Source organism: Paraburkholderia sp. SIMBA_027 (assembly GCF_046535315.1).
Classification (GTDB): domain Bacteria; phylum Pseudomonadota; class Gammaproteobacteria; order Burkholderiales; family Burkholderiaceae; genus Paraburkholderia; species Paraburkholderia tropica.
Window position 1 is genome coordinate 84,798 of record NZ_JAWRWY010000019.1, and the last position, 16,175, is coordinate 100,972.

Below are 16,175 nucleotides of genomic sequence, written 5' to 3' on the forward strand. Positions count from 1 at the left end.
GGCAGATGAGTGCGCGACAAGGCGCGGCAGGCGTGAATCAACCTTCTATTTTATCGCATGACTCGAAGGGCGCTGACGGCGATTTTGCGGTGCGGCACGCGAGGCTGCGGCAGAAAAATCAGGGCCGCAATGAACGTTTTCTGTCATATCGCCAGCAAACCGCCATCAAACTGCCCGTATGGAAGCGTTTCCATCTTTCCCTTTTACCGAAAGACCCTTCGCGCATTATGTAATCCCGTCGCCAAATGCTGCGTCGCAGAAAAAAGTTTGGGACGTCTTTTTAGGGTCTGTTCGTCGCTCAGCCAAGCCTGGTTTGGCTCACAGCATTGTTTCTGGAAGCGGAATAGTCAATTCGGTTTATCGCGATTATTTTCCGATAGTAGGTGTATACACTGAGTCTCACTGACGCGGCTCATGGGTCTGACCTCCCAGGCGCGGCGCCATTCCCGAACCGCAATTGAACCTGATTTGGAGTCCACCATGAAGACCAAACTGATCGCAGCGCTGCTGGTCGCAGCTTCCGCTTCTGTTGCCGCTCCGGCGTTCGCCAGCGGCTACGGCCCGGCACCTTTCTATCGCCCGAACGTCGGCGCACCGGCTTCGCAGCAAGGCCAGAGCGCACAGACCGTCGCGGCCGAGCGCGCACAGCAGCAAGGCGTCGACGCGGCCTACGGCGGCGTGACCGGCTCGGCTTCGCAATCGGGCGCGCACGGCTCGCAGTCGTCGCAAGCGCAATAAGTGCTGTCCGGCGGCCAGGCTTCGCGCCTCGGCCGCTCTGCACCGGCCGCCCGTCTGACGGGCGGCGTGAACGCCGGGTGTCTTCACGACGCCCGGCGTTCTGCTTTTCGGGCGTCTGAAAGGCCTCGTCAGGAGGCCGCGCGCACGCGCTGATCGATCGCTTCGCGGATGCGGTCGAATGCGGCGTCGAACGCGTTGTCCTGAGTGGGGAAGCGGCCGGAGGCGACGCCGTCGACGGGCACGTTGGCGTGGCTGTCGTCGGTGAGGCTGCGGATCGTCTGGGTCGTGACGAGAAAGCCCACGTTGTGATCGCCGTCCACGCCGGCGGTCATGTCGAAGCCCATGTATTCGTAGCTGCGCTGGTTTTCCATGCCGTGTTCTCCTCAAACGCACGCGACGATTCTGGCACGTCTGCGCCATTCGGGCGTGCGGCGGGGCAAATACCGAAGCCGATACCGCAGTCGATGCTGCAACACATGCCGCAGCAGGCGCGCGGCGTGCGGACGCGCTCGCGCCGGTCTCGTTGCGCGCTGTACTACCATGAATCGCGAGGTGAGCGCGCCTGGCGGCTTCGGGCGCGACGTGGTCGGATCGACTCGACTGTCTTCGTCCGGTTTCGACTCGCTAACCAGGAGGTGAACAATGCAGAAACGCTTCGTGCTTCTCGCTGCGCTGGCTTTGCCGGCCATGCTGGCATCGGTATCGACGTTCGCGCAGCAGCCACCGCCCCGTCCGGGCCCGAATGAGTATCACGGCGGGCCGCCGCCCGACCGTCCGCCGCCCGATGCGCCGCCGCCGCACGCGTGGCGCAAGGGCGACCGTCTGCCGCCCGAGTATCGCGATCGTCAATATGTGATCGACGACTGGCAGCAGTATCGTCTCAAGCCGCCGCCGCGCGGTTATCACTGGGTCGGCGTGAGCGGCCAGTATTATCTGGTGCGCAATTCGAGCTGGGCCGTGGAGCGCGTCGGGCCTTAAGCGGACCAGTCTTCGCGACAACCTTCGCAACCCGCGCGATCCGAGCCGGACCGGTTTTACCGGCTCCGGCTTTTTCGTTTTTCGCTTCGATGGTTTCGACGGCTCTGACTCCGCGCCGCGCGAATTCAGCGCTTCCTGAAAAATTTCGGCCGGCGTGATAGCGTCGCCGTTCTCCCGCAACCTGATGATGGAAACGCTTCGATGGAATACCGCACACTCGGCGATACGAACGTCAAGGTCAGCCTGATCGGCCTCGGCACGATGACATGGGGCGAACAGAATACGGAACAGGACGCCCACGAACAGATCGACTACGCGCTCGACCAGGGCGTCACGCTGATCGACGCCGCGGAGATGTATCCGGTGCCGCCGCGTCCCGAAACGCAAGGGCAGACCGAGCGCTTCATCGGCACGTGGCTTGCCCGCAATGGCGCGCGCCGCGACCAGTTCGTGCTCGCGACCAAGATGACGGGGCCGGCGCGCCAGCCGCACAATCCGCGTCATATCCGTGGCGAAGGCAATCAGTTCGACCGCAAGAATCTGACCGAGGCGCTCGACGGCAGCCTCAAGCGCCTGCAAACCGATTACGTCGATCTGTATCAGCTGCACTGGCCCGACCGCAGCACGATGACCTTCGGCCGCAGCAACTATCCGTGGATCGACGACGCCTACACGGTGCCGATCGAGGAAACGCTCGCGGTGCTCGCCGATTTCGTGAAGGCGGGCAAGGTGCGCCATATCGGCGTGTCGAACGAGACGCCCTGGGGCGTCGCCCAGTTTCTGCGCGCCGCCGAAAAGCTCGGCTTGCCGCGCATCGTCAGCATCCAGAATCCGTATAGCCTCGTGAATCGCACCTTCGAACTCGGTCTGTCCGAGTTCACGCACCACGAGGGCATCGGCCTGCTCGCGTATTCGCCGCTCGCGTTCGGCTGGCTTTCGGGCAAGTACGAGGGCGGCGCGCGGCCCGAGGGCGCGCGCATCACGAAGTTCGAGCGCTTCCAGCGCTACAGCAAGCCGCAGGCGATCGCGGCGATTTCGCGTTACGTCGCGCTCGCGAAAGAGCACGGTCTGTCGCCCGCGCAGTTTGCGCTCTCGTTCGTGAACAGCCGCCCGTTCGTGACGAGCAACCTGATCGGCGCGACGTCGATGGCGCAGCTCAAGGAGAACATCGCAAGCGTCGATGTGAAGCTCTCCGCGGACGTGCTCGCGCGGATCGACGCGCTGCACGAACTGCAGCCGAATCCGGCGCCTTGATCGTGCGCTGACCTGATGGTCGCTGACTGAAGGCGGGGCGGGGCACGCTCCGTCCCCCGACAGTCCGCCGTCCACGCGCACGACGGCTCGCGAATCGCCCAACGCCGGACATTGGCGATTCGCGAGTCATGCACTACGATGCTGCGCACGCCCTGCCGCGCGCCGAAAGCGCGCTTGCAGGTTCGGCCCGGGGCCGCAGTCGCACGATCCGCCCCGAGCCGGTTTCCTCCGTTTTCCCTGTTTCGCATTCCATTCGCCTTTCGCGGAGTCACACCATCATGACCAGCGCACCCGACGCGCCTTCGTCCCGTCCGCCGCAACTGCCGTCCTCGGCGCCCGGCTGGGGCTGGCCCGTTTTTCTTCTGCTGGCGGTCGCCGGGCTGTTCTACGTGAAGTGGTTTCCGTATTACCACCGCGCGTTCACGGCCGAAGCCACGCACTCGATCGGCAAGTCGATCCTGACGGGCGGCGCGGCGAGTGCACCGGTGCCGTCGCTCGCCGCCGCGCTCGACTACGCTTTGGCCTATGGCAAGGCGATCTGGCAGGCGATGGTGCTCGGGCTGCTGCTCGGCTCGGGCGTGCAGGCGCTGTTGCCGGGGCAGTGGGTCGCGCGCGTGCTTGGCCGGCGCGGCTTCGGCAGCGTGGCGGCGGGCGGTCTGCTCGCGGTGCCCGGCATGATGTGCACGTGCTGCGCGGCGCCCGTCGTGGCGGGGCTGCGCGCGCGCAATGCGTCGACGGGCGGCGCGATCGCGTTCTGGCTCGGCAACTCGGTGCTCAATCCGGCGACGCTCGTGTTCATGGGCTTCGTGCTCGGCTGGCAGTGGAGCGCGCTGCGTCTCGCGCTGGGCCTCTTGATGGTGTTCGGCCTCGGCTGGCTCGCTAACCGCATGGTCACGCCCGACGAGGCGCGCGCCGCCGACGACCGTCTCGCACTGTTCGCGCGCCAGCAGGCCGAGGGCGGCAACGCACTGGTGCGCTGGGCGCGCCTGTTCCTGCGCATGGCCGTGCGCCTCGTGCCTGAATACATCGTGCTCGTGCTGCTGCTGGGCGCGGCGCGCGCGTGGCTGTTCCCGCACATCGGCCCCGATGTGACGAGCAGCCTCGGCTGGATCGTCGCCTTCGCGGTGGCGGGCATGCTGTTCGTGATCCCGACCGCGGGCGAAGTGCCGATCATTCAGGCGATGCTCGCGCTCGGCATGGGCGTGGGCCCGGCCGGCGCGTTGCTGATGACGCTGCCGCCCGTGAGCGTGCCGTCGTTCGCGATGCTGGCGCGCTCGTTCCGGCCGCGCGTGCTCGTTTTGGTTGGCACGGTGGTCGTGCTGTTCGGCATCGTGGCGGGGCTGGCGACGGTGGCGCTCGGTTTCTGACGTCGCGGCGTCGCGCCGTATCGACGCCATATCGACGCCATGTTCGAAGAATCGGGGTCAATTGAAGCCAAAACGTCGCGGGCGCAATGCTACGATGGCGTCATAAGGATCAGGCATCAACGACGGACGGCGGCGGCGCCGTCCGCACAGACGAGGGCTTTGGCCCGGGAACCGGCATGGCACAGCAAAAAACCAATCCCAAACTCGAACAGGCGCTGACGCGCGGCGACCTCGCGATCCGACAGGCCAATTCGGCCCGCGCGACGGCGGTGTTGCGCGCGCTCGGCAAGATGATCATCGAGGCGTCGGCGACCATCGGGGTCGAGGCGAACGTCGCGATTCCCGATGGCGATCGCATCTACGATCCCGCCGACGGCCTTTGGCCGCAGCAGTTGCTGATCTCGCTCGACGGCCCGGTCGAGGACGCCGATCCCGAGGAAATCCGCACCGTGCGCCTGCTCGCGCAGACGCAGGGGACGATGTTCCGCGTGGAATGGCATCGCGCCGACGGCAAGATCGGGCGTCAGGAAGGCGGCCCGTTCGCGACGGTCGCGTTTATTTCGGACGTCGACATTCCCTGGGGCGACGACGAAGACTGACGCCGCGCGTCCTAGCGCATCATGCGCCGGCGGAACAGGATCGACGCGATCCCGAATGGCACCAGCACGTAGAACACAAGCACGGCCAGATGCAGCGCCGCGTGCTCGACGGGACGCCCGAGCATGGCCGGGCGGATCAGTTCGACGGCGTGCGCGAGCGGCAGCATCAGCGTGATGTGCTGCGCCGCCGCAGGCAGTTGCGCGATCGGGAAGAACACGCCCGAGAGCAGCAGCATCGGCGTGAGCACCAGCGTCTGATAGAACATGAAGAAGTCGTAGGACGGCGCGAGCGCGGTGACGATCATCGCGCAACTCGCGAACGCGAGGCCTGCGAGCGCGATCACGGGTAGCGCGAGCAGCATCGACGGAAAGCTCGCATAGCCGAGCGCGCCCGCCACGATCATGATGGCCGCGCCCGAGAGCATCGACTTGCTGGCGGCCCACATCACTTCGCCGAGCACCACGTCGCCGAGCGACAGCGGCGTGTGCATGATCGCCTCCCACGTGCGCTGCACGTGCATGCGCGAAAAGCCCGAATACATCGATTCGAAGCTCGCCGACATCATCACCGACGACGACACCGTGCCCGCCGCGAGAAAGGCGATGTACGAGACGCCGTCGACGTGACCGACCATCAGCCCGAGCCCGAAGCCCAGACCGAACAGATAGATCATCGGATCGGCGAGATTGCCGAACATCGACGCGAGCGCGAGCTTGCGCCACACGAGATAGTTGCGCCGCCACACGGCGATCCAGTGCGTCGCGTTCGAGGGCAGCGCCGCGCGCGGCTCGCGCAGGGGCGGCTGGGCGCGGTCCGTGTCGGGCGGAGTGTGAGTGCGTGTCTGCATGGTGTCGGTCGTGGGCGGCTCAGTCCTGCATCTCGCGGCCCGTGAGCCGCAGGAAAACGTCTTCGAGATTCGCGGGCCGGTGCAGATAGCGCAGGTCCGAGCGGGGACGCAGCTGCGCATGCACGGGCGCCGGGTCGTCGACGTAGCAGAACAGCGTTTCGCCGCTGATTTCGGTGCGCTTGGCGTAAGGCGCAAGCTCGTCGCGCAGCGCGGCCGGTTCCGGTCCGTAGACCTCGATCACGTCGCAGCCGATTTCGGTTTCGATCAGCGCTTTCGGCGCGCCCTCGGCGATCTTGCGGCCTTCCTCGATCACGCAGACGCGATTGCACAATCGTTCGGCCTCCTCCATGAAATGCGTCGTGAGGAGAATGGTCTTGCCGCGCGCGAGCAGCGAACGCAGCCGCTCCCAGATCAGATGACGCGCCTGCGGGTCGAGGCCCGTGGTGGGTTCGTCCATCACGAGCACGTCGGGATCGTTGACGAGCGCGCGCGCGAGCGTAAGCCGCCGCCGCATGCCGCCGGACAGTTCGCCCACGCGCGCGTCGGCCTTGCTTTCGAGCCGAGCGAATTCGAGCAGCGGCGCAACGAGATCCTGAGTCTGCCGCGCGGAGAGCCCGAAGTAACGGCCGAACACGAGCAGGTTTTCGCGCACGGTGAAATCGGGATCGAGATTGTCGAATTGCGGCACCACGCCGACGCGGGCGCGCGCATGACGGGCGCGCGCGGGGACGGGTTCGCCGCACAGGCTGATGCGGCCCGCATCGGGCGAGACGATGCCAAGCAGCATGCGCAGCGTCGTGGTCTTGCCCGCGCCGTTCGGACCCAGCAGTCCGAAACATTCGCCGGGGACGACGTCGAACGACAGACCGTTGACGACCGTCCTGTCTCCATAGTGTTTGATGACCTGCTCGAATTCGATGGCGGGCATGGTTGAGCGATGTCGGTGAGCGCGCAGGTGGTGCACGCGCAAGGCGGCCTATTCTAGAGCATTGCGGCGCGCGAGGTTGGTGCATGCCGATCGCGCGCGCGAGCGCGATGGCTCACACGGAAGCCTCGGCGCGCGCCTGGTGTGCACATGCAGGCGCAGGTGCGCATGCCGCGTCAATCGCTGACGCGGCAATCATTGTCCTTGTGCGCAAATCCAGTGCCGGCGGGTGTTGCGCGCGGTTTGAGAGCTGCCGCGCACCTGGCGTTTTCCAGCCCTTGCATGTGCAATTGCGGCGCACCATGATGCAGGTACGACCTGCGTTTTCGCGTGGGTGTTGGGGGAAATGATCATGGCGAGCTACAAGAAAATCCTGCTCTGTTACGACGGCTCGCGCGAAGGCCGCAAGGCGCTGCGTTGCGGGGCCGATCTGGCCTTGGATCTGCACGCCGAGACGCATCTGCTCTCGGTCGTGGACATGCGCTCGACCATCGCCCAGAGCGCCGGCCTGCTGACCGATGTGGCGTGCGGCCGCTTCGAGGAAACGGCGCGCGAGATTCTGCAGGAGGGCGTCGACTGGCTCACCGAACGCGGCGTGCGCGCGCAGGGCCACTTCGCGTTCGGTCATCCGATCGACGAAATCGCGAATCTCGCCAACGAACTGCAGGCCGATCTCGTAGTGGTGGGGCATCGCTGCCGCACAGGTCTGTCGCGCTGGTGGATGGGCGCGGGCAATACGCCGCTGCTCGATCGTGTGTCGTGCAGCATTCTCGTGGCGTGTTCGTCGCCTGCTGAAGACAAGCAGCAAGCGGCCGCGTAGGGCGCGTGCGCGGGGCTGGCATGCGTTTAACGTCTTGCCGGCCCGCCGCGCAATGATTGCCGCCTTGATGCAGACGATCAGCCATTCGCGCCCGATCAGTTCGGCGTGTTCGCGCCGCTGCCCGAATCGGGTTCGTTCAATTCCACCGCCGCGAGCTTCCACGAGAACAGGCCGTGCCGCTCCAGGATGGCGGCATAGCGCTCGCTGTGCGCGCTGCGCTGCCATGTGACCGCGAACTCATTGATGCTGCGATAACCCGCCGTGGCTTGCGATCGGGGTTGCGCTTGAGCGGGCTCGGCCAGTGCGCCGGGGTTGGCGGGCGCTTCGGCTGACGCGCCACTTGGCGGCGCGGATGGCGGCGCGTTTTCTGCGGGCGGAGCCGGCGGCGGCGCGGCGGGTTGTTCGCCGGGCTTGCCGGTGGGCGGCATACCGTTGAGCAGCGCGGCGACGCCTTCAGGCGTGGCGTAGGCGTCGACGAGCGGGCCGATCAGCGCCGAGCCGATCACCGCGCCAAACAGCAGTAACGGATTGCTGCTGTGCTCGGCCTGAATGCGCCGTTGCAGCATTTCCCCGGCCTGTTGCTTGAGACTCGCGCGCAACGCGGGGTAATCGACGTATTCGCTCAGCGAGGCCGCGTCGCGTGCGTCGGCGGCCTGTTTGAGATGATTCAGCGCGATGTACGGCGAGGCGTAGCCGTAACCGAGCGCGGCCACCACGGCCACCGCCGCAACGGCGATGGCGACGGGCTTCTTCCAGTTCGAGGACTTGCCGGCGCGAGAGCGAGAAAGCTTGGGTGTATCGATATCGGTCATCGGAGAGCAGGCGCGCTGCGCGAGCAGCGCAAGGGTTCAGATAGCGGTTCAGTAGGAGTAGTTGAGTCGGCGATTCAATCACAGTGTTGACCACACGTGCGCCAAAACGATCCCTACACCCGCAAGAACCTCCGCCGACACGCTATTTCCCACCTTCCGATTTCACACCTTACTTCGCGAGCGCCGCCGCCAGATCGCTTTGCTGTTCGGCGATGCAGCGGTCGATGGCACGGCACACCGCGTCCATCGTGCCGACCATGATGAGACGCGACTGACCGTGATACACGCGCACCGGCGCGCGGCGGTCCGGCTGTTCCGTATTCAGCGTGCTGTTCAGCGACACGCGGGCGAAGGCCGGTTGCGCCGACGGCAGCGGCGGCAGTTCCGGCGTTTCCAGCTTCTCGAAAAGCGAGCCATTGAGCGCGGCGGCTGAGGCGCGCGCTTCACGCATTGCGCACGAGGCGATTCCGCGCAGATGGCGCAGACGGCCGAATTGACGGAAGGGCAACAGGCGGGCAAGGCGTTCCATGACTCTCTCCAGAGAAGTGCGCCACGAGGCGCAAAACCAGCGCTGACAGGCGCGGATGGATTCTTAGAATTCGGTGGGCCGGATCAGACCGACGGCAATGCCTTCGAGCGCGAAGTCGGCGCTGCCGGCCTGCACGAAGATGTTGTCGTAGTCGGGGTTCTCCGCGATCAGTTCGATGCCGTTGGGCTGGCGCTTCAGACGCTTCACGGTGACGTCGTCGCCCAGACGCGCCACGATGATCTGGCCGTCTTTCGCTTCGGCCTTCTTCTGCACGGCGAGCAGGTCGCCGTCGAGGATGCCGGCGTCGCGCATCGACAGCCCGCGCACCTTCAACAGATAGTCGGGGCGGCTGGAGAACAGCGCCGGGTCGCAGGCGTAGTTCTGCGAGATATGTTCTTGCGCGAGGATCGGGCTGCCTGCCGCGACGCGCCCGACCAGCGGCAGCGAGAGCTGCATGATGCTGGCGTGCGGCAGCGTGAACTGGTGCGGCAGGTCGTCGGGGCCGGGCATCAGACGGATGCCGCGCGAGGCGCCCGCCGCAAGCTCGATCACACCCTTGCGGGCCAGCGCGCGCAAATGCTCTTCCGCCGAGTTGGCCGAGCTGAAGCCCAGTTCGGCAGCGATCTCGGCGCGCGTGGGCGGAAAGCCGGTGCGCTCGATCGCGCGGCGGATCAGATCGAAAACCTGCTGCTGTCGTGCGGTGAGTTTGGTCATGTCGACACTGTATGTTTGAACAGGTAACTGTATTTTTATACAGTATTCGCCGCTTTTCAAGTGTTACTTGAACTTTGTCGTTTGGGTGCCGCCACAGCAGCGTTTCCCGGCGATCTGACGGACGAAAACACGCTCCAACGTCCGATTCCTCCGCCCTTACCACTTTTGCGTATTAAAGAATGAAAAAACATCATTTTTAATAATGTAAGCGGATCGCTAGACTGGCCTTCATCGATCGCAAGCACCACACGACAAAACGGAGAAAGTGGATGAATCAAGGCAATACGGGGCGCGCAGGCTGGCTGACTTCGCTGGCTGCAAAACTGGTCATCGGCATCGCACCGCTCGTCGGCATGGTGGCGATGGCGCCGGCTGCGCACGCGGATACCTCGCTGCTGAACGTGTCGTACGACCCGACGCGCGAGCTGTATCAGGAGATCAACGAAGCCTTCATCAAGCAGTGGAAGGCGAAGACGGGCGAAACGCTCACCATCAAGCAGTCGCACGGCGGCTCGGGCGCACAGGCGCGCTCGGTGCTCGACGGCCTGCAGGCGGACGTGGTGACGCTGGCGCTGGCCTGGGACATCGACGCGCTCGCCAACAAGGGCATCGTCGCGAAGGACTGGCAAAAGCGCCTGCCCGACAACGCCTCGCCGTACACCTCGACCATCGTGTTTCTGGTGCGCAAGGGCAATCCCAAGCACATCAAGGACTGGGACGATCTGACGAAGCCGGGCGTGTCGATCGTCACGCCGAATCCGAAGACCTCGGGCGGCGCGCGCTGGAACTACCTCGCGGCCTGGGCGTACGCCGAACATCAGCCGGGCGGCAACGACCAGAAGGCCAAGGAGTTCGTGACGAAGCTCTACAAGAATGCGGGCGTGCTCGATTCGGGCGCGCGCGGCGCGACCACGAGCTTCGTGCAGCGCGGCATCGGCGACGTGCTGATCGCCTGGGAAAACGAGGCCTTCCTGTCGCTGAAGGAATTCGGTCCGGACAAGTTCGAGATCGTGGTGCCGTCGGTGAGCATTCTGGCCGAGCCGCCGGTTGCCGTGGTCGACAAGGTCGTCGACAAGAAGGGCACGCGCAAGCAGGCCGAGGCGTATCTGCAGTTCCTCTATAGCGAGGAAGGTCAGGAGATCGCCGCGAAGAACTTCTACCGTCCGCGTTCGGACAAGGTGCCGGCGGCGCTGACGGCGAAGTTCCCGAAGCTGAAGCTCTACACGGTGGACGACACCTTCGGCGGCTGGGCCAACGCACAGAAGACGCATTTCGCGGATGGCGGCGTGTTCGACTCGATCTACCAGCCGCAATAAGCGCAGTCGCGGTTGTGCAGTAGCAGTATCGACGTAACGATAAAAACAAGGCGCGCCCTATGAGGCGCGCCTTTCGGCGCAACAGACGCGCAACCCATGTGAAGAGATCCAGCATGACGACGTTCCGATTACGCAAGCCAGGCGCGCTGCCGGGATTCGGCGTGACGCTCGGCATCACCGTGGCTTATCTGAGCCTCGTGGTGCTGATTCCGCTCGCGGCCACCTTTCTCAAGACCGCCACGCTCGACTGGGCGCAATTCGTGCGCGCCGTGTGGTCGCCGCGCGTGATCGCGTCGTACCGCCTGACGTTTACCGCCGCGCTCGGCGGCGCGCTCATCAACGCGGTGTTCGGCTTTCTGCTCGCGTGGGTGCTGGTGCGCTACACGTTCCCGTTCAAGCGCGTGATCGACGCGCTCGTCGATTTGCCGTTCGCGCTGCCGACCTCGGTGGCCGGCATTTCGCTCGCGGCCGTGTACGCGGGCAACGGCTGGATCGGCCAGTATCTGCAGCCGCTCGGACTCAAGATCGCCTTCACGCCGCTCGGCGTGCTGGTCGCGCTGACGTTCATCGGCCTGCCGTTCGTGGTGCGCACGGTGCAGCCCGTGCTCGAAGAGTTCGAGCGCGAGCAGGAAGAGGCGGCCGCGTGCCTCGGCGCGTCGCGCTGGCTGACGTTCCGCCGCGTCGTGCTGCCGGCGGCGTTTCCCGCGCTGCTGACCGGCTTCGCGCTGTCGTTCGCGCGCGCGCTGGGCGAGTACGGTTCGGTCATCTTCATCGCCGGCAACGTGCCGATGAAGTCCGAAATCACCTCGCTGCTCATCATCACCAAGCTCGAGCAATACGACTATGCAGGCGCGACGGCACTGGCCGTGGTGATGCTGTGCGTGTCGTTCGTGATGCTGCTGCTGATCAACACGCTGCAATGGTATTTGCAGCGCCGCACGAGCCGCGGTGGCGGCGCGCCGCGTGCGCCGAATGCAACGCAAACCACGACGCAAACCACGCAAGCCGCCGCCGGAGGTGCGCAATGAGCACGAACGCACGCCGTATTCCGGCAGGTCGTCCCAACCCCGTGACCGAAGCGCCGTGGGTGCGCTGGCTGCTGACGGGCATCGCGCTGGCGTTTCTCGCGCTGTTCCTCGTGGTGCCGCTCGTCGCGGTGTTCTGGCAGGCGCTCTCGAAGGGCATCGGCTTCTATTTCGAATCGCTCGCCGATCCCGACGCGCTCGCCGCCATCAAGCTCACGCTGATCACGGCCGCGATCGCGGTGCCACTGAATCTTGCCTTCGGCCTGTGCGCGTCGTGGGCGATCGCGAAGTTCGATTTCCGCGGCAAGGCGCTGCTCACCACGCTGATCGACCTGCCGTTCTCGGTCTCGCCGGTGATCTCGGGCCTCGTCTACGTGCTGATGTTCGGCGCGCAGGGCTGGTTCGGTCCGTGGCTCGAAGACCATAACGTGCAGATCATCTTCGCGGTGCCGGGCATCGTGCTCGCGACGATCTTCGTGACCTTCCCGTTCGTCGCGCGCGAGCTGATTCCGCTGATGCAGGCGCAGGGCACCGACGAAGAAGAAGCCGCGCACGTGCTGGGCGCGTCGGGCTGGCAGATGTTCCGCCGCGTGACGCTGCCGAACATCCGCTGGGGTCTGCTGTACGGCGTGATTCTCTGCAATGCGCGCGCGATGGGCGAGTTCGGCGCGGTCTCGGTGGTCTCGGGTCACATTCGCGGCCAGACCGACACCATGCCGCTGCACGTCGAGATTCTCTACAACGAATACAACTTCGCGGCGGCCTTTGCCGTGGCGTCGTTGCTGGCGCTGCTCGCGCTCGTGACGCTGGGGCTCAAGCTGCTTGCCGAGCGCCACATGTCCGCCGAACTGCGCGACGACGACGTGCCGGCCCACGCCGGTCCGCCGCCCGCTTATGCGGCCGCGTCGGGCAATCAACCTCATTCGCAACCCGCGCCCCGCACCGGCGCCGCGCGTCAATCGCTTCAACAGGAGCTGTAATCATGGGCATCACCGTCAGCAATCTGCACAAGCGCTTCGGCGACTTCACCGCGCTCGACAACGTCTCGCTCGATTTTCCGGCGGGCGAACTGGTCGCGTTGCTCGGGCCGTCGGGTTGCGGCAAGACCACGCTGCTGCGCGTGATCGCGGGCCTCGAATACGCCGATGAAGGTCAGGTCGTGCTGCAAGGTCAGGACGTGGGCGAGGTGGGCGCGCGCGAGCGTCAGGTGGGCTTCGTGTTCCAGCATTACGCGCTGTTCCGTCACATGACGGTGTTCGAGAACGTGGCGTTCGGCCTGCGCGTGAAGCCGCGCAACGAGCGGCCGTCGGAAGCGGTGATCCGCGAGAAGGTGCATGAACTGCTCAAGCTCGTGCAGCTCGACTGGCTCGCGCAGCGCTATCCGTCCGAGCTGTCGGGCGGCCAGCGTCAGCGTATCGCGCTGGCGCGCGCGCTCGCGGTGGAGCCGAAAGTGCTGCTGCTCGACGAGCCGTTCGGCGCGCTCGACGCGAAGGTGCGCAAGGAATTGCGCGGCTGGCTGCGCCGTCTGCACGACGATCTGCATATCTCGACGATCTTCGTCACGCACGATCAGGAAGAAGCGCTCGAAGTGGCCGACCGCATCGTCGTGATGAATCACGGTCACGTGGAGCAGGTGGGCAGCCCGCAGGACGTCTACGATCATCCGCAGACGGCGTTCGTCTACGAGTTCCTCGGCGCGGCGAACCGTTTGCGCGGCAGCGTGACGGCGAGCGGTTTTGTCGCCGATGGCGCGGCGCAGGCGATCTCGGTGCAGGCGGGTTTCGAAGGTCCGGCGCTCGCCTATGTGCGTCCGCACGATCTGGTGCTGCATCGCGACGCGGCGCAGCATGGCGACGGCATCGTCGTCGACGTGCGCCGCGTGGTGACGCTGGGCGGTTCGGTGCGTGTGGAACTCGAAAGCCGCACGGGCGGCGCGCTCGAAGCGCAGCTCGACCGCGAGGCGTGGCGCGCGCTCGATCTTTCGGTCGGCGACGGCGTGACGGCGGTGCCGCGCGGCCTGCGCGTGTTTCCGGCGCAATAAACCCAATCAGCACAATATCGGCGCAACGATGCGCGGCTAGCCGCGCATCCACTACACTAAAAACATCAATAAACGGTCGGCAGTTCCGGAGAGAAGAACATGAATTTTCAGCAGTTGCGTTTCGTGCGCGAGGCCGTGCGGCAGAACATGAACCTGACCGAAGTGGCGAACGTGCTGTACACGTCGCAGTCGGGTGTGTCGAAGCAGATCAAGGATCTGGAGGACGAGCTGGGCGTCGACATCTTCATTCGACGCGGCAAGCGCCTCACGGGTCTCACGGAGCCGGGCAAGGCCGTGCATCAACTGATCGAGCGCATGCTGCTCGACGCGGAGAACCTGCGCCGCGTGGCGCGCCAGTTCGCCGATCAGGACAGCGGCCACCTCGTCGTGGCGACGACTCACACGCAGGCGCGCTACGCGCTGCCGAAGGTCGTGCACCAGTTCCGCGAGGTGTTCCCGAAGGTGCATCTGGCGCTGCGCCAGGGCAATCCGCAGCAGATCGCGCAGATGATCATCAACGGCGAGGCCGATATCGGCATCTCGACCGAAGCGCTCGATCGTTTCCCCGATATCGTGACGTTCCCGTGCTATTCGTGGCATCACGTGGTGGTCGTGCCGAAGACGCATCCGCTCGTGGGCCGCGAGAATCTCACGCTCGAAGACATCTCCGAATATCCGATCATCACCTATGACCAGGATTTCACGGGCCGCTCGCACATCGACCAGGCGTTCGCGAAAGCGGGCGTGGTGCCCGATGTGGTGCTGACCGCCATCGACGCGGACGTGATCAAGACCTACGTCGAACTCGGCATGGGCGTGGGCGTGGTCGCGGCGATGGCCTACGATCCGAAGCGCGATAGCGAACTGGTCGCGCTCGACACCCAGCACCTGTTCGAGGCGAGCACGACGCGCGTGGGTCTGCGCAAGGGCGCGTTCCTGCGTCAGTACGCGTACCGGCTGATCGAGATGTTCGCGCCGCAACTGACCGAGCAGCAGATCGCGAGCCAGTTGCGCGAAGTGGTCTGAGGCGTGTTGATTGGCCCGGCTAACGGGCCAGATGGCGGCGGCAGTCGGATCGCTTAAAATCGCCGCCATGACTACTTCCTCTTCTTCCCAGAACGCGGCCGGCGCTTCGGCGCTGCCGCGCATCGCGGTGCTCGCCACGGGCGGCACCATCGCCGGTTCCGCGCCCGACGCGGCCAATACGGCGGGCTATCAGGCCGGCGTGATCGGCGTGGCGCAACTGCTGGCCGCCGTGCCGGGCCTCGACGCGGTCGCGCAGATTCACGCCGAGCAGGTCGCGAGCGTCGACAGCAAGGACATGTCGTTCGCGCTCTGGACCACGCTCGCGCAGCGCGTGAATGCCTTGCTCGCCGACGACGACATCGACGGCGTGGTGATCACGCACGGCACCGACACGCTCGAAGAAACCGCCTATCTGTTGCATCTGACCGTGAAGAGCGCCAAGCCGGTGATCCTCACGGCGGCGATGCGTCCGGCGTCTGCGCTGTCGGCCGACGGTCCGCTCAATCTGCTCAATGCCGTGACGGTCGCGGCGAGCGGCGCGGCGGCCGGGCAGGGCGTGCTCGTCGCGTTCAACAACCGCATGCATTGCGCGCGCGACGTCGCGAAGATCAGCACCTATGCCGTCGATGCGTTCCAGTCGCCGGAAATTGGTGCGCTGGGCTGGGTGCAGGACGGCCGCGTGGACTTCCAGCGCCGCGCGCTGCGCCCGCACACGCTCGATACGCCGTTCGCGGTGGTCGACGACGCGGCGCAGTGGCCGCAGGTCGACATCGTCACGAGTTACGCGGGCGTCTCGCGCATTGCCGTGGATGCGCTCGTGAGCGCGGGCGTGCGCGGCATCGTCGTGGCGGGCACGGGCAATGGTTCGATCCACGCCACGCTCCAGCAGGCGCTCGCCGACGCGGCTGCGCAAGGTGTGGCCGTGGTGCGCGCCTCGCGCGTGGGTTCGGGTCACGTGATGCACAACGGCGCGGCGAAGGACGACGCGCTCGGCTTCGTTTCCGCGGGCACGCTGAGCCCGTACAAGGCGCGTGTGCTGCTGATGCTCGCGCTGGCCGCGGGCAACACGCAGAAGGACGCCTTGCAGCGCGTGTTCGATACGTATTGATCGCTGACTCGCGCAGCACGAGAATCAGCATGTAAAACGGGCCTTGCGGATCGCTCCGCAAGGCCCGTTTCCGTT

General features: G+C 65.7%; 19 protein-coding genes. 13 read left to right on the forward strand and 6 right to left on the reverse strand.

Translation table 11 applies throughout. The features are described from left to right. Positions 1-32: 32 nt before the first annotated feature. Both SB764_RS30565 and SB764_RS30570 read left to right on the forward strand, forming a co-directional pair. Positions 33-233, forward strand: coding sequence for a hypothetical protein (locus SB764_RS30565; protein ID WP_410865899.1), 201 nt, complete (start codon positions 33-35; stop codon positions 231-233). A gap of 247 nt (positions 234-480) precedes the next feature. Next, positions 481-738, forward strand: a complete 258-nt coding sequence (locus SB764_RS30570; RefSeq protein ID WP_065060106.1) for a hypothetical protein — start codon at positions 481-483, stop codon at positions 736-738. Positions 739-866: 128 nt separating this feature from the next. On the opposite strand, the gene SB764_RS30575 is transcribed toward SB764_RS30570, so the two are convergent. Beyond that, the gene (locus tag SB764_RS30575) at positions 867-1,109 is read right to left on the reverse strand and encodes a hypothetical protein (RefSeq protein ID WP_065060105.1); all 243 of its coding nucleotides are present in this window, start codon (positions 1,107-1,109) and stop codon (positions 867-869) included. Positions 1,110-1,380: 271 nt separating this feature from the next. Between SB764_RS30575 and SB764_RS30580 the strand changes: the two genes are divergently transcribed. The 4 genes from SB764_RS30580 (at position 1,381) to SB764_RS30595 (ending at position 4,936) form a co-directional block, all read left to right on the forward strand. Beyond that, positions 1,381-1,716 (forward strand): RcnB family protein, encoded by a 336-nt coding sequence (locus SB764_RS30580; protein WP_065060104.1) that lies wholly within the window; start codon positions 1,381-1,383, stop codon positions 1,714-1,716. A gap of 201 nt (positions 1,717-1,917) precedes the next feature. After that, the gene (locus tag SB764_RS30585) at positions 1,918-2,970 is read left to right on the forward strand and encodes an NADP(H)-dependent aldo-keto reductase (RefSeq protein WP_321902126.1); all 1,053 of its coding nucleotides are present in this window, start codon (positions 1,918-1,920) and stop codon (positions 2,968-2,970) included. Positions 2,971-3,248: 278 nt separating this feature from the next. Beyond that, the gene (locus SB764_RS30590) at positions 3,249-4,337 is read left to right on the forward strand and encodes a permease (protein WP_080180529.1); all 1,089 of its coding nucleotides are present in this window, start codon (positions 3,249-3,251) and stop codon (positions 4,335-4,337) included. A 176-nt stretch (positions 4,338-4,513) separates the two neighbouring features. Then, entirely contained in the window at positions 4,514-4,936 is a 423-nt protein-coding gene (locus tag SB764_RS30595) for a hypothetical protein (RefSeq protein ID WP_065060102.1), read from the forward strand. Between the two features lie 11 nt (positions 4,937-4,947). Here SB764_RS30595 and SB764_RS30600 read toward each other — a convergent pair whose 3' ends face one another. Together SB764_RS30600 and nodI are read right to left on the reverse strand one after the other, a co-directional pair. Next, a complete protein-coding gene (locus SB764_RS30600) occupies positions 4,948-5,784 on the reverse strand; it encodes an ABC transporter permease (protein ID WP_124261034.1) in 837 nt (278 codons plus the stop codon). Between the two features lie 19 nt (positions 5,785-5,803). After that, positions 5,804-6,712, reverse strand: coding sequence for a nodulation factor ABC transporter ATP-binding protein NodI (nodI, locus tag SB764_RS30605; protein WP_065060100.1), 909 nt, complete (start codon positions 6,710-6,712; stop codon positions 5,804-5,806). Positions 6,713-7,061: 349 nt separating this feature from the next. On the opposite strand from nodI, the gene SB764_RS30610 reads away from it, so the two are divergent. Then, the gene (locus tag SB764_RS30610; RefSeq protein WP_065060117.1) at positions 7,062-7,529 is read left to right on the forward strand and encodes a universal stress protein; all 468 of its coding nucleotides are present in this window, start codon (positions 7,062-7,064) and stop codon (positions 7,527-7,529) included. Positions 7,530-7,624: 95 nt separating this feature from the next. Here SB764_RS30610 and SB764_RS30615 read toward each other — a convergent pair whose 3' ends face one another. The 3 genes from SB764_RS30615 to lexA all read right to left on the reverse strand — a co-directional run bounded on the left by SB764_RS30615 (position 7,625) and on the right by lexA (position 9,584). Continuing rightward, positions 7,625-8,341: a DUF2939 domain-containing protein gene (locus SB764_RS30615; protein ID WP_065060099.1), complete on the reverse strand. Its 717-nt coding sequence runs from the start codon at positions 8,339-8,341 to the stop codon at positions 7,625-7,627. Positions 8,342-8,510: 169 nt separating this feature from the next. Next, positions 8,511-8,870: a hypothetical protein gene (locus SB764_RS30620; RefSeq protein ID WP_065060098.1), complete on the reverse strand. Its 360-nt coding sequence runs from the start codon at positions 8,868-8,870 to the stop codon at positions 8,511-8,513. A 63-nt stretch (positions 8,871-8,933) separates the two neighbouring features. Next, positions 8,934-9,584 (reverse strand): transcriptional repressor LexA, encoded by a 651-nt coding sequence (lexA, locus tag SB764_RS30625; protein ID WP_065060097.1) that lies wholly within the window; start codon positions 9,582-9,584, stop codon positions 8,934-8,936. A 269-nt stretch (positions 9,585-9,853) separates the two neighbouring features. Between lexA and SB764_RS30630 the strand changes: the two genes are divergently transcribed. The 6 genes from SB764_RS30630 (at position 9,854) to SB764_RS30655 (ending at position 16,100) form a co-directional block, all read left to right on the forward strand. Continuing rightward, positions 9,854-10,900: a sulfate ABC transporter substrate-binding protein gene (locus SB764_RS30630; RefSeq protein ID WP_065060096.1), complete on the forward strand. Its 1,047-nt coding sequence runs from the start codon at positions 9,854-9,856 to the stop codon at positions 10,898-10,900. A gap of 113 nt (positions 10,901-11,013) precedes the next feature. Beyond that, positions 11,014-11,928 (forward strand): sulfate ABC transporter permease subunit CysT, encoded by a 915-nt coding sequence (gene cysT, locus SB764_RS30635; protein ID WP_110328091.1) that lies wholly within the window; start codon positions 11,014-11,016, stop codon positions 11,926-11,928. Next, on the forward strand, positions 11,925-12,905 hold the full coding sequence (cysW, locus tag SB764_RS30640; protein ID WP_336752719.1) for a sulfate ABC transporter permease subunit CysW: 981 nt from the start codon (positions 11,925-11,927) through the stop codon (positions 12,903-12,905). Before cysT ends, cysW begins: the two co-directional genes overlap by 4 nt. A gap of 2 nt (positions 12,906-12,907) precedes the next feature. Continuing rightward, positions 12,908-13,966, forward strand: a complete 1,059-nt coding sequence (locus tag SB764_RS30645) for a sulfate/molybdate ABC transporter ATP-binding protein (protein WP_074984256.1) — start codon at positions 12,908-12,910, stop codon at positions 13,964-13,966. 99 nt (positions 13,967-14,065) lie between these two features. Beyond that, on the forward strand, positions 14,066-14,992 hold the full coding sequence (locus SB764_RS30650; protein ID WP_065060092.1) for a CysB family HTH-type transcriptional regulator: 927 nt from the start codon (positions 14,066-14,068) through the stop codon (positions 14,990-14,992). A 67-nt stretch (positions 14,993-15,059) separates the two neighbouring features. Next, entirely contained in the window at positions 15,060-16,100 is a 1,041-nt protein-coding gene (locus SB764_RS30655; protein ID WP_065060091.1) for an asparaginase, read from the forward strand. The last annotated feature ends 75 nt before the right edge of the window (positions 16,101-16,175 follow it).

What these genes read in the sequence shown, in the direction of transcription:
- nodI (WP_065060100.1), bottom strand. Translation starts at nt 6,712, where the DNA reads ATGCCCGCCATCGAATTCGAGCAGGTCATCAAACACTATGGAGACAGG.
- SB764_RS30645 (WP_074984256.1), top strand. Translation starts at nt 12,908, where the DNA reads ATGGGCATCACCGTCAGCAATCTGCACAAGCGCTTCGGCGACTTCACC.
- cysW (WP_336752719.1), top strand. Translation starts at nt 11,925, where the DNA reads ATGAGCACGAACGCACGCCGTATTCCGGCAGGTCGTCCCAACCCCGTG.
- cysT (WP_110328091.1), top strand. Translation starts at nt 11,014, where the DNA reads ATGACGACGTTCCGATTACGCAAGCCAGGCGCGCTGCCGGGATTCGGC.
- SB764_RS30580 (WP_065060104.1), top strand. Translation starts at nt 1,381, where the DNA reads ATGCAGAAACGCTTCGTGCTTCTCGCTGCGCTGGCTTTGCCGGCCATG.
- lexA (WP_065060097.1), bottom strand. Translation starts at nt 9,584, where the DNA reads ATGACCAAACTCACCGCACGACAGCAGCAGGTTTTCGATCTGATCCGC.
- SB764_RS30570 (WP_065060106.1), top strand. Translation starts at nt 481, where the DNA reads ATGAAGACCAAACTGATCGCAGCGCTGCTGGTCGCAGCTTCCGCTTCT.
- SB764_RS30615 (WP_065060099.1), bottom strand. Translation starts at nt 8,341, where the DNA reads ATGACCGATATCGATACACCCAAGCTTTCTCGCTCTCGCGCCGGCAAG.
- SB764_RS30630 (WP_065060096.1), top strand. Translation starts at nt 9,854, where the DNA reads ATGAATCAAGGCAATACGGGGCGCGCAGGCTGGCTGACTTCGCTGGCT.
- SB764_RS30650 (WP_065060092.1), top strand. Translation starts at nt 14,066, where the DNA reads ATGAATTTTCAGCAGTTGCGTTTCGTGCGCGAGGCCGTGCGGCAGAAC.
- SB764_RS30590 (WP_080180529.1), top strand. Translation starts at nt 3,249, where the DNA reads ATGACCAGCGCACCCGACGCGCCTTCGTCCCGTCCGCCGCAACTGCCG.
- SB764_RS30585 (WP_321902126.1), top strand. Translation starts at nt 1,918, where the DNA reads ATGGAATACCGCACACTCGGCGATACGAACGTCAAGGTCAGCCTGATC.
- SB764_RS30575 (WP_065060105.1), bottom strand. Translation starts at nt 1,109, where the DNA reads ATGGAAAACCAGCGCAGCTACGAATACATGGGCTTCGACATGACCGCC.
- SB764_RS30600 (WP_124261034.1), bottom strand. Translation starts at nt 5,784, where the DNA reads ATGCAGACACGCACTCACACTCCGCCCGACACGGACCGCGCCCAGCCG.
- SB764_RS30610 (WP_065060117.1), top strand. Translation starts at nt 7,062, where the DNA reads ATGGCGAGCTACAAGAAAATCCTGCTCTGTTACGACGGCTCGCGCGAA.
- SB764_RS30655 (WP_065060091.1), top strand. Translation starts at nt 15,060, where the DNA reads ATGACTACTTCCTCTTCTTCCCAGAACGCGGCCGGCGCTTCGGCGCTG.
- SB764_RS30595 (WP_065060102.1), top strand. Translation starts at nt 4,514, where the DNA reads ATGGCACAGCAAAAAACCAATCCCAAACTCGAACAGGCGCTGACGCGC.
- SB764_RS30620 (WP_065060098.1), bottom strand. Translation starts at nt 8,870, where the DNA reads ATGGAACGCCTTGCCCGCCTGTTGCCCTTCCGTCAATTCGGCCGTCTG.